The organism is Algoriphagus sp., assembly GCF_046296635.1.
Lineage (GTDB): Bacteria > Bacteroidota > Bacteroidia > Cytophagales > Cyclobacteriaceae > Algoriphagus.
In genome coordinates this window covers 45,656-60,082 of the sequence record NZ_JBKBKZ010000027.1, presented here as the reverse complement: position 1 = coordinate 60,082, position 14,427 = coordinate 45,656, and the positions used below count along the sequence as shown (strand labels likewise).

At 40.8% G+C, this 14,427-nt stretch carries 16 protein-coding genes; 9 read left to right on the top strand and 7 right to left on the bottom strand.

What is annotated here, in order from left to right; all coding sequences use genetic code 11:
• Positions 1–4: 4 nt before the first annotated feature.
• Positions 5–1,303 (top strand): threonine synthase, encoded by a 1,299-nt coding sequence (thrC, locus tag ACK4HU_RS17365; protein ID WP_409808895.1) that lies wholly within the window; start codon positions 5–7, stop codon positions 1,301–1,303.
• A gap of 91 nt (positions 1,304–1,394) precedes the next feature.
• Here thrC and ACK4HU_RS17360 read toward each other — a convergent pair whose 3' ends face one another.
• Complete coding sequence (locus ACK4HU_RS17360; protein ID WP_409808893.1) at positions 1,395–1,562, bottom strand: hypothetical protein; 168 nt, start codon at positions 1,560–1,562, stop codon at positions 1,395–1,397.
• 122 nt (positions 1,563–1,684) lie between these two features.
• On the opposite strand from ACK4HU_RS17360, the gene ACK4HU_RS17355 reads away from it, so the two are divergent.
• On the top strand, positions 1,685–2,761 hold the full coding sequence (locus ACK4HU_RS17355) for a glycoside hydrolase family 43 protein (RefSeq protein ID WP_409808891.1): 1,077 nt from the start codon (positions 1,685–1,687) through the stop codon (positions 2,759–2,761).
• 47 nt (positions 2,762–2,808) lie between these two features.
• Here the strand turns inward: ACK4HU_RS17355 and ACK4HU_RS17350 are convergent, their stop codons facing one another.
• Both ACK4HU_RS17350 and ACK4HU_RS17345 read right to left on the bottom strand, forming a co-directional pair.
• Positions 2,809–3,156, bottom strand: a complete 348-nt coding sequence (locus tag ACK4HU_RS17350) for a type II toxin-antitoxin system PemK/MazF family toxin (RefSeq protein WP_409808889.1) — start codon at positions 3,154–3,156, stop codon at positions 2,809–2,811.
• Positions 3,146–3,379 (bottom strand): hypothetical protein, encoded by a 234-nt coding sequence (locus tag ACK4HU_RS17345; RefSeq protein ID WP_409808888.1) that lies wholly within the window; start codon positions 3,377–3,379, stop codon positions 3,146–3,148. The genes ACK4HU_RS17350 and ACK4HU_RS17345 overlap by 11 nt, the downstream gene beginning before the upstream one ends.
• A 232-nt stretch (positions 3,380–3,611) precedes the next feature.
• On the opposite strand from ACK4HU_RS17345, the gene ACK4HU_RS17340 reads away from it, so the two are divergent.
• Complete coding sequence (locus ACK4HU_RS17340) at positions 3,612–4,067, top strand: C40 family peptidase (protein ID WP_409808886.1); 456 nt, start codon at positions 3,612–3,614, stop codon at positions 4,065–4,067.
• 89 nt (positions 4,068–4,156) lie between these two features.
• Here ACK4HU_RS17340 and ACK4HU_RS17335 read toward each other — a convergent pair whose 3' ends face one another.
• Positions 4,157–5,131 (bottom strand): polyprenyl synthetase family protein, encoded by a 975-nt coding sequence (locus tag ACK4HU_RS17335; protein WP_409808884.1) that lies wholly within the window; start codon positions 5,129–5,131, stop codon positions 4,157–4,159.
• A gap of 157 nt (positions 5,132–5,288) precedes the next feature.
• Here ACK4HU_RS17335 and ACK4HU_RS17330 point away from each other — a divergent pair, with 157 nt between their 5' ends.
• The 5 genes from ACK4HU_RS17330 to ACK4HU_RS17310 all read left to right on the top strand — a co-directional run bounded on the left by ACK4HU_RS17330 (position 5,289) and on the right by ACK4HU_RS17310 (position 9,266).
• The gene (locus ACK4HU_RS17330) at positions 5,289–5,768 is read left to right on the top strand and encodes a DUF4199 domain-containing protein (protein WP_409808883.1); all 480 of its coding nucleotides are present in this window, start codon (positions 5,289–5,291) and stop codon (positions 5,766–5,768) included.
• Between the two features lie 77 nt (positions 5,769–5,845).
• Positions 5,846–7,543, top strand: coding sequence for a 1-acyl-sn-glycerol-3-phosphate acyltransferase (locus ACK4HU_RS17325; protein ID WP_409808881.1), 1,698 nt, complete (start codon positions 5,846–5,848; stop codon positions 7,541–7,543).
• Complete coding sequence (locus ACK4HU_RS17320) at positions 7,521–8,579, top strand: NAD(P)H-dependent glycerol-3-phosphate dehydrogenase (RefSeq protein ID WP_409808880.1); 1,059 nt, start codon at positions 7,521–7,523, stop codon at positions 8,577–8,579. The genes ACK4HU_RS17325 and ACK4HU_RS17320 overlap by 23 nt, the downstream gene beginning before the upstream one ends.
• A 22-nt stretch (positions 8,580–8,601) precedes the next feature.
• Positions 8,602–8,790 (top strand): hypothetical protein, encoded by a 189-nt coding sequence (locus tag ACK4HU_RS17315; protein ID WP_409808878.1) that lies wholly within the window; start codon positions 8,602–8,604, stop codon positions 8,788–8,790.
• A complete protein-coding gene (locus ACK4HU_RS17310; protein ID WP_409808876.1) occupies positions 8,787–9,266 on the top strand; it encodes a DUF6036 family nucleotidyltransferase in 480 nt (159 codons plus the stop codon). The genes ACK4HU_RS17315 and ACK4HU_RS17310 overlap by 4 nt, the downstream gene beginning before the upstream one ends.
• Positions 9,267–9,285: 19 nt before the next feature.
• Here the strand turns inward: ACK4HU_RS17310 and ACK4HU_RS17305 are convergent, their stop codons facing one another.
• The 3 genes from ACK4HU_RS17305 to fbp form a co-directional block, all read right to left on the bottom strand.
• Positions 9,286–10,452, bottom strand: a complete 1,167-nt coding sequence (locus ACK4HU_RS17305) for a PQQ-dependent sugar dehydrogenase (protein ID WP_409808874.1) — start codon at positions 10,450–10,452, stop codon at positions 9,286–9,288.
• Between the two features lie 164 nt (positions 10,453–10,616).
• Entirely contained in the window at positions 10,617–11,777 is a 1,161-nt protein-coding gene (locus tag ACK4HU_RS17300) for a PQQ-dependent sugar dehydrogenase (protein WP_409808872.1), read from the bottom strand.
• A 63-nt stretch (positions 11,778–11,840) separates the two neighbouring features.
• Positions 11,841–12,887 (bottom strand): class 1 fructose-bisphosphatase, encoded by a 1,047-nt coding sequence (gene fbp / locus ACK4HU_RS17295; protein WP_409808871.1) that lies wholly within the window; start codon positions 12,885–12,887, stop codon positions 11,841–11,843.
• Between the two features lie 56 nt (positions 12,888–12,943).
• On the opposite strand from fbp, the gene ACK4HU_RS17290 reads away from it, so the two are divergent.
• Entirely contained in the window at positions 12,944–14,212 is a 1,269-nt protein-coding gene (locus ACK4HU_RS17290) for an aspartate kinase (protein WP_409808869.1), read from the top strand.
• Positions 14,213–14,427 lie beyond the last annotated feature (215 nt).

Below are 14,427 nucleotides of genomic sequence, written 5' to 3'. Positions count from 1 at the left end.
GACTATGCAGTACTTCAGCACCAATAATCCAAATTATAAAGTTTCGCTTTCCGAGGCAGTAATCAAAGGTCTTGCGCCCGATAATGGCTTGTATATGCCTGAACGAATCCCTGTATTGTCGGAAGAATTGCTCCAAAAGCTTCCTGGAATGAGTTTTCAGGAAATTGGTTATGCGGTGATTTCAGCATTGTTTTCTGAGGATTTGAGCGAAAGTCAGATCAGGGAACTGGTGGATCATACGCTGACTTTTGATGCTCCTCTCATGAAAGTGGAGGAGGATATCTTCAGTTTAGAATTGTTTCATGGACCAACTTTGGCCTTTAAGGACTTTGGAGCCCGGTTTTGCTCAAAATTGATGAGCATGTTGGTTGAGAAATCGAGTCAAACACTTCGCGTTCTGGTGGCGACATCAGGAGATACGGGAAGTGCTGTGGCCAATGGATTTTTGGGAGTAGAAGGGGTTGAGGTCATTATTCTTTTTCCAAAAGGAAAAGTTAGCCCGCTTCAGGAAAAGCAGTTTACGACGCTTGGGCAAAACATCACTGCTTTGGAAGTTGATGGGGTTTTTGATGATTGTCAGACCTTAGTGAAGCAGGCTTTTTTGGATGCTGAATTGAATAGTAAATTGCTGTTGACCTCTGCTAATTCCATCAATATCGCTCGCTGGATTCCTCAGTGCTTATATTATTTCTATGCCTTTTCGAGACTTCCAAAAAACGGAAAAAAGATTGTTTTTGCTGTTCCTAGTGGGAATTTCGGGAATCTGGGCGCTGGAATTTTAGCGCAGCGAATGGGATTGCCGATTGATCAATTTGTTGCAGCTACTAATGTCAACAAGGTTGTTCCGGATTATTTGCATGGTTCAGCTTTTCAGGCTCAACCATCGATTCCAACAGTATCCAACTCCATGGATGTGGGCAATCCGAGCAACTTCCCAAGACTTGTTTCACTCTATCATGGAGATGAAAATCTGTTCAGGGAAAGAGTGAAAGGCTATTTCTACGACGACGAAGAGACGATCCAGGCTATTCAAAAAATCCAGTCAACAGGCTATACGCTCGATCCGCACGGGGCAGTTGGGTATTTGGGGCTGAAAGATTTTATGAATGAAAATTCTGGCTTTGTTGGAGTATTTCTGGAAACAGCTCATCCGGGAAAATTCCGGGATGTGGTTGAGGAAGCTTTAGACGAAGAGCTAATCCTTCCTGAACGATTGGCAGCTTTTCTGGAAGGTGAAAAAAAGGTGATCGAGTTGGGAAAAAGTTTTGAGGGGTTTAAAGGGTTTTTGGGTAAACTGATTTGAAGAATGATGATATCATTTGATACTATCACAGTACCTTTCAAACCTATTCCCAAGGCTCAAAAACAGGGATTTGACTTAATCCTAATTTTCACTAGCTGTGTTTACTTTTTAATATTTTTCGAATCTCTTCTTTTTCATTTAGGCTTTCAGGTAAATTTACAGATCCAAAAAGACCTTTGAATTCTTCCGGGACAACCAATTTTTCATTTTCGGATTTGATAAGACCTTTTCCTGATTTGAAGTTCGACTTAGATTTCATATAAACTCCTGATTTAATGGTTAGAGCACCCTCTTAGGATCATTTTTTCAAATTAACTAACTTATCGTTTAAAATTCCCGAATCCCTCACTATTTTCAGGTCTTCCCAAACCTAACCTTACCATGAAAACCCCAATCCTTTATCTCTTTTCTTTAGTTTTTGCATTTGCATGCTCCCAACCTAAAGAGGAGGTTCAGATGGAAGCTGAACATGAAACTTCCAAATACCTTCACGCTCCTTTAGTAGAGAACATCTACACGGCAGATCCTTCTGCACATGTTTTTGAAGGGAAAATCTACATCTACCCATCTCACGACATCCAAACTGAAGTCGAAGAGGACGATATGGGTTCGCATTTTGACATGAAAGATTATCATGTTTTTTCAATGGATAAGCCAGGTGGAACGGTCACGGATCATGGCGTAGCGTTGAGATTGGAGGACATTCCTTGGGCGAGCCGTCAGCTTTGGGCACCTGATGCGGCTTCAAAAGACGGAAAGTACTACTTGTATTTTCCCGCCAAGGAAAAGAGTGGTATTTTCAAAATTGGTGTAGCAGTGTCGGATCGCCCTGAGGGTCCATTTACCGCAGAACCTGAGCCGATCAAAGGGACATTTAGCATGGATCCTGCAGTTTTCCAGGACGGAGATAATTACTTTTTACTTTGGGGCGGAATCTGGGGTGGTCAGCTTCAGTGGTATGAGGATCAGAAATTGATATCGGGAAGAAAAGGTCCAACTGACGGAATTCCTGCCGATGATGAAAAGGCGCTGATGCCATACATCGCCAAATTGGGAGATTCGATGACTGAGTTGGCCGAAAAGCCAAAAGAGATCTTGATCCTAGACGAAAATGGCAGTCCGATCAAGGCTGGGGACAACAATAGAAGATTTTTCGAGGCAGCGTGGATGCACAAGTATGATGGAAAGTATTATTTGTCCTACTCCACTGGCGACACTCATTTCATTGCATACGCGATCGGAAATAATTCTTATGGTCCATTTACTTATCAGGGAAATGTCCTAGATCCAGTGGAAGGATGGACCAATCACCATTCGATTGTAGAGTTTGAGGGGAAGTGGTATCTCTTCTATCATGACACGGAATTATCCGGAAAAACACCGCTTCGCAATATCAAAATGGCTGAGCTGATTCATCAAGCCGATGGAAAAATCCAAACGATCAAGTCCATGAATTAAGAAAAGCTGGGGTGACGGCTTTTTTTCGAAGTGAAATTACTTCCATATCAAATTTCTAAATCCAGAACGATTCTTAAGTTTTCGTTGACTTTTTTCTGCAATTCTTTTGAAAGGATTCCTATCCGCTTGATTAACCTTCGATTATCGATAGCTCGGATTTGATCGATCATGATGTCGCAATTTTCCTTGAGATTTGATTCACCTGAAGTCAGATGAATTCTCAATATTTTGCTTTCCAACTTGACATTTGTAGTGATTGGGCATATTAATATGCTTGGATGAAGTGCATTTAAAAGATCAGTTTGGACAATCAGGATCGGTCTAGTTTTGCCAGCTTCGGTGCCGAACCTTGGGTCCAAGTTCGCTAACCAAATTTCAAATTTTTTACCATTCATTTTCTTCCAATTGATCAAATTCCCTCAAAACTTCCATTGAATTTTCACTCACGAGTTTGGATTCTGTGGCTAAGGTTTCGGCCAAAAGTTTTCTCTTTTGAACCTGATTGAAAAATTCAAGTGCTTCATTGATGTACCTGTTTCGGGAGATTTTCACCTGTTCGAGTACTTTTTCAGTTTCCTCAAAAACGGCATCATCAAGCTTTAAAGAGAGTGTTTTCATGATTCTATAAAGTATATAATAAAAGTATATACTAATTTCAAAATGAAAGGTATCTCAAGGGATTATTATTTGCCTAATAAGAGATTGGAACAAAGAAAAATTCTATGCGCATTGTTTTTCAAGTTAGAAAATGTAATTCTGTATCGTGAAATTCAAAAAGAAAAGCTTTCCTAAGGTCATTACCATTCTCGGTTTGTCTACCATTGGAATCATTATCCTCGCGGTCAGTTCTTTGGGAGAAGATGAAACTACTGAAATAAGAGTTGAATTGAACTCTTCTCTTGACACAAAACCTTCTTTAAGAGATAGCCTTGAGGACTTTGGTAAGGAACTTTTGGGAGTGCCCTATATCTATGCGGGATCTAGCAGGGCAGGCTTTGACTGCTCTGGATTTGTTCATTATGTTTTTAAAAATTTTGGTATTTCCGTTCCTAGGAGTTCTTCCCAATTTTCTGATTTTGGAGAAGAAGTGGCACTGGACTTAGTTCAAAAAGGTGATATTCTGGTCTTTTTAAGCCCCACCAGAGATGAAATCGGTCACCTCGGGATAGTTATCAATCCAAACGGAATGGAAACTGAATTTATTCATGCTTCTTCCGGTAAAGAAATGCAGGTTGTGATTTCAAGTCTTAAACAGCCGAATTACAACCGAAGGTTTGTGAAGGCGATAAAGGTTATAGAAGAGTAATGGAATTATTTCCTTTGGTCTAATTAGAATAGAGTGCTGAAAGAAATGGATAATTGTAATTCCTGAGAAGTTAAATATAAAAGCAATTTCTATTTCTTTCGCTCAATGGTATAGCTGACAAGATCTCTCAATGAAGTTTTATGAATAGAATTTGGGAACTCAGCCAGAATCTCCAGTGCTTCCTGATAGAAGCCATTCATTTTTCCTTTGGCGTAATCTAGTCCACCACTTTTTTTCACGAAATCTATCACTTCATTCACCGCTTTTTTATCCTCAGATCGGTTTCGAATTAGATAAATGATCTTCTTTTTAGTCAGCCAATCTGAATTTCGAAGTGCATAGATCAGCGGAAGAGTCATCTTCTTTTCTTTGATGTCAATGCCTACAGGCTTGCCGATCTCATCCTCTCCAAAATCAAACAAGTCATCCTTGATTTGGAAAGCCATACCCACTTTTTCTCCGAAAAGCCTCATTTTTTCAATTATAGCCTCATCATTTCCAACACTTGAAGCACCTACTGAGCAGCACGAAGCAATCAAGCTGGCCGTCTTTTTTCGGATGATATCGTAATATACTTCTTCGTCTACGTCCAGCTTTCGTGCTTTGTAGCTTTGCAAAAGTTCCCCCTCCGACATTTCCTTCACAGCATTGGAGACAATCCTTAAGAGATGGAAATCGCCGTGGTCCACACTGAGTAAAAGTCCTCGGGAGAGAAGATAGTCACCTACCAAAACAGCGATTTTGTTTTTCCAAAGGGCATTGATTGAAAAAAAACCACGACGGTAATTTGAGTCATCTACCACATCATCGTGAACCAAAGTTGCAGTGTGGAGTAGTTCAATCAAGGCTGCACCGCGGTGGGTGGATTCGTTGATTTCCCCACAAACTCCAGCGGTCAAAAACACAAACATTGGCCGCATCTGCTTGCCTTTGCGCTTGACGATGTAATTGGTGATGTGGTCGAGAAGCTTGACCTTACTTTTCATAAAGTCCCGAAACTTATGCTCGAATTGAGCCATTTCGGCTTCGATGGGGACTTGTATTTGTTTGAGGTCTGTCTTCATTGGGGAATGATGGCGTAAAAATAATACCGTTTGGCTCTTAGGCAAGGGAATCTCTTTCTACTCTTGACCAAACACAAGGAAATTGAGAATCGTTTTCGGATTTTATGTAATTTGTATGAGTTGCGTTTCAACCGAAATATAAAGCACATTCAGAACTATGAACAGTAGAAAAATTGAAATTAAATGGGGCGTCCTATTTATACTTATTGGACTGATTTGGATGGTTTTTGAAAAGACCATGGGTTGGCATGATGTACATATCGACAAGCATGCTACTTATTCAATGTTTATTGCTCCAATTGCTATTGCAATTTATGTTTTTGCGCTTTTGGATAAGAAAAGAAATTTCTATGGAGGAAAAATGACTTATATGGATGGATTTAAGTCTGGTTTGATCATTACATTAGTTGTGGTGGTTTTGAGTCCGTTAAGTCAATATATCACCAGTACCTACATCACTCCTGATTTTTTCAAAAATATTATTGAGTATTCAATCGCTTCTGGTAATATGGATGAAAAAGCTGCAATAGAATATTTCAATCTTCGAAAATATATGATCCAATCTGCCTTTGGAGCTGCGGTTATGGGTTTAGTCACCTCAGCTTTAGTTGCTTTTTTTGTTCGATCAAAACAATGATTGATTCCACTTTCCAATGAGTTCTCTTTGGAATAGCATTTTATCTATCTTTGAGATCTTTGTAACCACATTTAACTTTGGACGAGAAATACATCAAGCACCGATATGAACCCATAATTCCGAGTAAGAATGAATGGCCGGTGGTGAAGTTGGCCCGTGAACGAAGGGAATTTGTAAAAAAAGTAGCTGACTTAGCTCAATTGAGGGTTTTAGGACTTACAGGGAAAAACCCAGAAATCCTAAAAGAGGAGTTGGAAACAACGCTCTATCGGGAAAAACTTCGGATTAAGCAAAATCCCTGGGCAGTAGATCCCGATGATGAAAATCTATTTTGGAATGATGTAAGATCCTCCTTGCTCCAAATAAACACTGATCTTGCTCTGGAAAAGTCTAAGCGATTTGAGGCATATAAAGCAGTCCTACATCGAATAAACTCTCGATATGCAGAGGAAATAGCTTCCAATTTTAAAGCCTCCCACTATAAGTTTACCAGGAGTGTTGTCACTTATGGCTTTTCCCGCCTGCTCAATGCCGCTAGAGTTAAAGGCATCAAGTCCATTTTTAGTAATCAATACACACTTCAGGATAAAATCCAGATTACAGGTCAAACAGATCAGATTCGTGATTTGGCTACTAAGGGGACGATTGTCATGGTTCCCACGCACTTTTCCAATCTTGACAGTATTTTGATTGGATGGATTATCTCCGTCTTAGGAATGCCTCCATTTATCTATGGTGCAGGATTAAATCTTTTCAATATTTCAATCTTTGCCTACTTCATGAATGCACTTGGTGCGTATAAGGTGGATCGTCGGAAGAAGAACTTGATGTACTTGGAGACGTTGAAAACGTACTCTAAGGAAGCAATACAGTTTGGCTGTCATAGTTTGTTTTTTCCTGGGGGAACCCGTTCCCGGAGTGGAATGATAGAATCAAGGCTCAAGTTGGGTCTTCTGAGCACAGCTATTGAGGCCCAACGAGCAAATTTTCAACAAGGATTCAACGATATCTCCGGTAAGATTTTCATCGTTCCTGTGACAATCAATTATCATTTTGTGCTGGAGGCGCCGAGTTTGATTCGTGACCATTTGAGCATTACAGGCCAGGAACGCTATTATAAAGAAAATGATGAGTTTTCTACTTCGTATAAAATCTCTAAGTTTTTGGTGAAATTCTTTACCAAAGGTTCTGATATCTCAGTTTCCATAGGTAGAGCGATGGATGTTTTAGGCAACTATGTCGATCAAGATGGGCATAGTTTGGATAAGAGAGGAAGAAGGATTGATACTCGGGATTATTTTATTTCTGAGGGAAAAATCTCCATTGACCAACAGCGAGAGGAAGAATATACCAATATGTTGGGAAAACGAATTGTGGAGGAATTTCACAAGATCAACCGGGTTTTCAGTTCGCATTTGGTGGCGTTTGTGGGGTTTGAGTTTATCAAAGCCAAAAATAATAAGCTTGATATTTTCGACTTGATCAGGCTTCCGGAAGAATATATTTTGATTCCTTACGATGAATTCAAATCAGCCTGTCAGCTAGTGATGGATAGAATTATGGAATTGAAATCCCAAGGAATGATAGATATCGCTCCGCACATGATAAGATCCATGGATGAGATCATTGCTCATGGGATTGACAATGTGGGGATGTATCATGCCAAACGCCCGCTGATTAGGGATAGTCAAGGTGACATTGCGACAGAGGATATGAGTTTGCTTTATTTTTATCATAATAGACTGCACGGATATGGCCTTGAGAAACTCTTCTAAATCAAAGAAAATAGGTGTCGTAGGAGTCGGAAGTTTTGGGACTGCCATTGCCAATATGCTAGCTGAAAAAAGCGAAGTAATGGTCTATGCCCGCAAAGAAGAAGTGGTAGAAGAAATCAATACTTCGCACCGAACTTCCGGAAGGGAAATCAACCCAGCTATCCGAGCAACGTTGAATCCTGAGGAACTATGTAAAACATGCAATATTCTCTTTTTCATGATTCCTTCCTCCGCCTTTGCGGAAGTAGTTAAGAATTTTGCCCCCTTTTTGTATCCTTATCACTTGATTATTCACGGGACTAAAGGACTTGCACTGAATCTTGGACCTGGAGAAAGTTTGGGAACAGTTCAAAAACTGAAAAGAAGTCAGATCCTTACCATGAGCGAGGTGATCCTGCAGGAAACTGTGGCTGTGCGTGTGGGTTGTCTGGCAGGACCAAATATTTCCAAAGAATTGAGTATTGGTCATCCCGCCGCGACTGTGATTGCCAGCAAATACAATGAGGTGATAATGGAAGGTCAACGATTGCTCCGCTCTGAAAAATTTCAGGTTTACGGCAACTCAGATATCATTGGTGTTGAGCTAAGCGGTGTACTCAAAAATATTATCGCAATCGCCTCCGGTGCATTAGCCGGTTTGGGATTGGGAGAAAATGCAAAGGGGTTGCTGATCTCCCGAGGTATGGTCGAGATGGTTCACTTGAGCAAAGCACTAGGTGGGAGTGTCCAGGCTGTAATGGGATTGGCTGGCATTGGTGACTTAGTGACTACCTGTAATTCGGTGGATTCACGGAATTTCACAGTAGGATTGAGGTTAGCAAAAGGAGAAACGCTTGAACAGATTTTAGCTTCCATGGATGAAGTGGCAGAAGGTGTAAATACCATTCGTGTGATGGATGCTTTTATAAAAACAGCGGGTATTCGTGCCCCTATAACAGAAAATCTCCATCGGGTCCTTTTTGAAGATTTGTCGATAGAGGATGCACTCCAATTCCTAATGAAATACCCGTTCAGTGTAGATGTGGACTTTGTGTAGGAAATAGCTTTAAATTAGAGTTATGGAAATACGCTATTTGACGAAAGAAGAAAGTAACCGAATTCGAGAAGAAGAATTTTTAGCTTTGGAACCACAAGATCGGCTCATCGCTTTTCTGGAATTAAGTAGAAGGGTAAATCGACTTTTCCCTACAAAGAATACTTTTGAAGAAAGGACCAAGGGGAATTTCATTCTGATTAAGAAAAAATGACTCAGATCTGGAAAGAGACAATAACCCAATTTATTGAGTTATCTAATAAATATGGTGTTAAAATGATATTAATTGGTGGAGGAGCTGTCAATTTTCATGGATATCAGAGACATTCAGCTGATGTAGATTTTTGGATTAAACCTGATGATGAAAACCTCAAAAAGCTTGTATTTACATTCCAAGAAATGGGGTTTGAAATACACGAATTCCCTGATGAAGTTAAAAATCGAAATAAAAATATCTCAGTGAAGTTTACGCCAGATGATTTGGATTTGGAATTAATAACTCGATTTGAGATAGGGAAATCTTTTGACGAGGCTTATCAAGATTCCGAGGAAGTAAAAATCGGTAAAGAAACCTTGAAAAAATGGAGAGTCTTATCTTTTTCAGATTTACTTGAAAGCAAAAGGCGGGCTGCTAGGCCAAAGGATTTGTTAGATATTGAACAACTTAAATTAAAAAGAAAAGAGGGCTAATTGAAGCCCTCTTTGTTATTTATGCCGATGGCAATAATTTGATTAATAATCCTGTCCCCTCGGTAATGGCATAAATAAAACCATCGGGACTTTGGGATACTTGCCTCACTCGGCCGATTCCAGGTAATAATTTCTCTTCACCAGTAGCACGAGTCCCATTCATTTCAACTCTAGCTATATGATTACCAGCCAAGGCAGCAACCAATATATTTCCTTTCCATGCTGGATATTTATCTGAAGTCACTAGAGTCATTCCGCAGGTGGCAATAGATGGTGTCCAGTATTTGACAGGTTGTTCCATTCCCTCCTTCTCCGTAATGTTGGTGATCGGAGTACCGTTGTAATTTTGTCCATAAGTGATGACCGGCCATCCGTAGTTTTTGCCTTTTTGGATCAGGTTGAGTTCGTCACCACCCATCGGGCCATGCTCGACAGACCAGAGACGATTATTTGCCTCATCATAGATCATTCCCTGAGGATTTCGGTTTCCATAAGTCCAAATGGAAGCAATGGCATTTGCGGTGTTGACAAAGGGGTTATCAGTTGGGATTCTACCGTCGTCATGAATGCGGTGGACTTTCCCGTGTGAATTGCTGAGGTTTTGTGCATTATTCTGACTTCCTCGCTCTCCATTGGTAAAAAACAGAAAATTCTGTTTGTCAAAAACGATTCGGCTTCCATAGTGAGTTCCTCCATTCCATGCAGGCGTGGTGACAATTAAATCTTCAAAAGCCATGGCGGTATTGCCATTGAGTTTGAATCGTGCCACAGTGGTCGCTCCACCACCCGGAACCGGCTTTGCATAAGAAATGTAAATCCAGCCATTTTGCGCATAGTTAGGATGTACAATGATATCCAATAAACCTGCCTGACCATTTGCATAGACGGCGGGGAGACCTTGGACTTTCTGTCCGGTAGATTTATCCTTGTCGAAAATGAGAATTTCACCCTTACGCTCAGTTATCAGCATTCTGCCATCTCCTAACCAAGTCATACCCCAGGGATTTTGAAAGCCAGTATGCAGGGTGTCAACCTTGAATGTCATTTTATCTGACTTAGTAGCAAATTGGTATTCGATATTTGAGGTTTCAGGGAGCGAATCTTCCTCTTTCGGGGTGCAGGATTTTCCTAATGTGGAAATTCCTAAAAAAAGAACTACAGGCAAGAGTCGATGTATCAGTTTCATAATCATTTGATTTAACAGTCATTTTTCCTAACGTCCGTTTCCTGCTGCTAGTTTTCAAAGGACTGACTGAAATATAAATACGATTAAAATTTCAATTTGGATCCATCAAAAAAAAGACCTCAGCGGATTCCGCAGAGGTCTTTTCAATCTTTTTTCTGGAAATTTTATCGAATTGGCAGAAGCTTCACCATCAATCCTGTAGCTTCCGTGATTGCATAGATGTATCCATCCGGACTTTCTGCAACTTGACGAACACGTCCGATATCCTGAAGTAATTTTTCCTCTCCAACATAGGTAGTACCATCCATTTCAACTCTTGCAATATGTTGCTTTGCAAGTGCTGCTACCAGAATGTTTCCTTTCCAGGTTGGGTATTTGTCAGAAGTAACCAAGGTCATTCCGCAAGTGGCAATGGATGGTACCCAATAATGCTTAGGCTGCTCCATTCCTTCTTTTTCTGTAATATCGGTGATTGGTGTTCCGTTGTAATTTATTCCATAAGTGATCACCGGCCAACCGTAGTTCTTGCCTTTTTCGATGAGGTTTAGCTCATCGCCACCCATTGGACCATGCTCAACTTCCCAGATTCTGTTGTTTGCTTTGTCATAGACAAGACCCTGTGGATTTCTATTTCCATAGGTCCAAATAGAAGCCACAGCACCGACTGAATCTACAAATGGATTGTCAGATGGGATCGTGCCGTCATCATTAATTCTATGAATTTTACCATGCGCATTGGTCAAATCCTGAGCGTTCATTGGGATATTTCCTTTGTCACCATTGGAGAAATAAAGGTATCCGTCATTGTCAAAGATAATTCTGCTACCGAAGTGGCGACCACCTTTCCATGCTGGACCAGCTGTGATAAGATCCTCTTGGTTCACAGCAGTATTACCTTCAAGCTTGAATCGCATGATGGTAGTAGCAGCGGTGGTGTCCTCGAAATTTTTTGCGTAAGCGATATAAATCCAGCCGTTCTCCGCAAACTTTGGATGGAGTGCGATGTCCAGTAATCCTGCCTGGTTGACATTGTGTACCGCTGGAAGACCTTGAATTTTTTCACCGGTATATTTGTCATTCTTGAAGACCAAAATTTCACCTTTTCGCTCAGTTACAAGCATCCTTCCATCCGGAAGCCAAGTCATACCCCAAGGATTCTCAAGTTCACTGTAAAGGGTATCCACTTTAATCAGCAACTTATCTGTCTGGGTGGCAAAAGTTTCGTCAATAGGTTCTACTGCAGGTTCTTTAGGGCCACAAGAGGTCCATAATGTGACCGAGCTTAAAGCAATTGCAACAGTTAAAGAAAGTTTGTTTGAATACATAGTTTCGGAATTTTTCTACTTCTAAGGTAAGGCAAAAGATTCAGAATCAGAATAAAATCTTGTTTAGCGGCTAAAAACGTTGATTTCCGACCTAGGAACTTGGATCATTTGCTCGGCTTCCTCTACCATCAATTTGGATCCGATCAGCAAGGGTGTTCGTTGATGTAGCGTTTCGGGTTGAATGTCCAAAATTCGGTTTTCCCCATCACTTGCTTTTCCTCCTGCCTGCTCAATGATAAAGGCCAGCGCATTTGCCTCATAAAGTAGGCGAAGCTTTCCATTTGGATTTTTGGAAGTTGCCGGGTATAGGTAAATGCCTCCTTTGAGTAGGTTTCTGTGAAAATCAGCCACCAAACTCCCGATGTAGCGGGATTGAAATCTTTTTTCTTTGCAATCTTTTACATATTGGCTGACCCCAGGCTCCCAGTCCAATTCCAACCCCTCATTGATGGAATAGATCTTCCCTGTCTCAGGGGCTATAATATCGGGATGGGATAGGAAAAACTCTCCTAAACTCGCCTCATAGGTAAAGCCACAAACTCCACAGCCCGTTGTGTAAACCAACATAGTGGAAGAACCATAAAGCACATAGCCAGCTGCTACTTGTTGGTTTCCGGGCTGCATGATATCCTCGCTTGTGACTGGACTTCCGATAGGGGTCACTCTGCGATAAATAGAAAAAATCGTTCCGATGCTTATGTTCACATCGATATTTGAGCTCCCGTCAAGGGGGTCGATGGCGACCACATACTTTCCGGATTTATTCTGCAGATCGATTACAGCGTCTTCTTCTTCCGATACAATGGCACAAACTTCTCCGCCTTTGCTGAGTGCTCGCATAAATCGAATGTTTGCAATGACATCAAGTTTTTGTTGTTCTTCTCCTTGAACATTTGTCTGTCCAAAAGCACCACCGATATTTGATAAGCCAGCTCGGTTTGTTTCCCGGTTGACTATCTTCGCAGCTAGGGCAATGTCTCGGAGAAGTTGGGACAATTCGCCTGAAGCAAATGGAAAATCGCCCTGTTTGAGTTTGATGTAGCGATCGAGTGTAATGCCGACAGAATAGGCTAGTGCATTCTGATCCGGCTTATAGGGGAAAGTTTTCATTATAGGAAAAATACAATTATTGGGTTTATACTCTCGAAAAGTAAGAATAAAATTTCATGCCAAAAACCTTAATCTACAAATTTGGAGGTGCATCTGTCAAAGATCCTGAATCCCTGAGAAACTTAGCTGAAATTCTACGTAATCGATTGCGAAATCAGCTTGTAATTGTTGTTTCTGCCATGGGGAAAACAACAAATGGATTAGAATCTATCCTTTCAAAAAAGTTGAATGGAGAAGATTATTCTGAGAATAGTGCAATTTTAAAAAATTACCACAAAGTTGTTTGTCAGGATTTATTTCCTGAAATACACCCAATTTTTGCCCAGCTCGATAATTTGTTTCTACAATTGGATAATGATCTGGAGAAGGAATTGAGCAAAATGAATTACGATGAATTCTATGATCAGATCGTGAGTTTTGGAGAATTAGTCTCTTCTCGAATCGTTGCTGAATACTTATGTTTGCAAAACTTGATTGTGCTATGGCAAGATGCGAGATCTGTAATTCATACCGATTCGGACTTTCGGTTTGCCAAGATAAATTGGGAGAAAACCCGAAAATCCTGTCAGGATAAATGGAAACCGCTTTTGGATAATTTTCCGATTTTGACACAAGGTTTCATTGGATCTGATCCCAAAGGCAAGACGACCACCCTCGGTCGAGAGGGCTCAGATTTCACCGCTGCGATTCTGGCAACAAGTTTGGATGCAGGCTCGGTCACGATTTGGAAGGATGTGCCCGGAGTCCTCAACGCTGATCCTAAACTTTTCCCTAACACCAAGAAATTTGATGAATTGGGGTACCGTGAAGCTGCTGAAATGACCTATTTCGGTGCATCTGTCATTCATCCGAAAACCATTAAACCGCTCGCTAATTCCGGAATTCCGCTTTTCGTCAAATCTTTTCTTGCACCAGAAGCGCTTGGAACTAAAATTCATGAAAGTGCCGCTCCGCATCAGGTTCCAACTATCGTTTTGAAAAAAGATCAGGTGTTGGTCAGCTTCAAGGTGACCGATTTTACATTCATCGAGGAAAAGCACATTCACCGAGTTTATGAACAGCTGCAGTCCTTAAAACTGCGAGTGAATATGTTGCAACTTTCGGCAATTAGCATTTCAATAGTTATCGATACTCAACTCTTCAAATTAGATCAATTGATCTCAAAACTCCGAGATGAGTTCGAGATTCGATATAATGAAGGGCTTGAACTATTGACGATTTTGCATCAAAAAGAAGAAGAAATTCCTGCGCTGCTAGAAGGATATGAGGTGCTGCTGGAGCAGTCATCGCGGAATTCGTTTCAGGTGGTGAGGAGGAAAAATTGACGCGATTTTCATCTCATTAGCTTTTAACCCGAAATATGCATTAGACTTCCTATTACGAGCTCAAAATACTTCAAAATCAATCGCTTTGCTACATTTAACTCATTCACCGTAGCGGTGCTATGCCTCATTCGTTAAATACTTGATTTTCTTGCATTTTTAGCTCTCATTACGGACCCTAATGCATAATCCGGGTTTAACGATTAAGATTCCCTCAG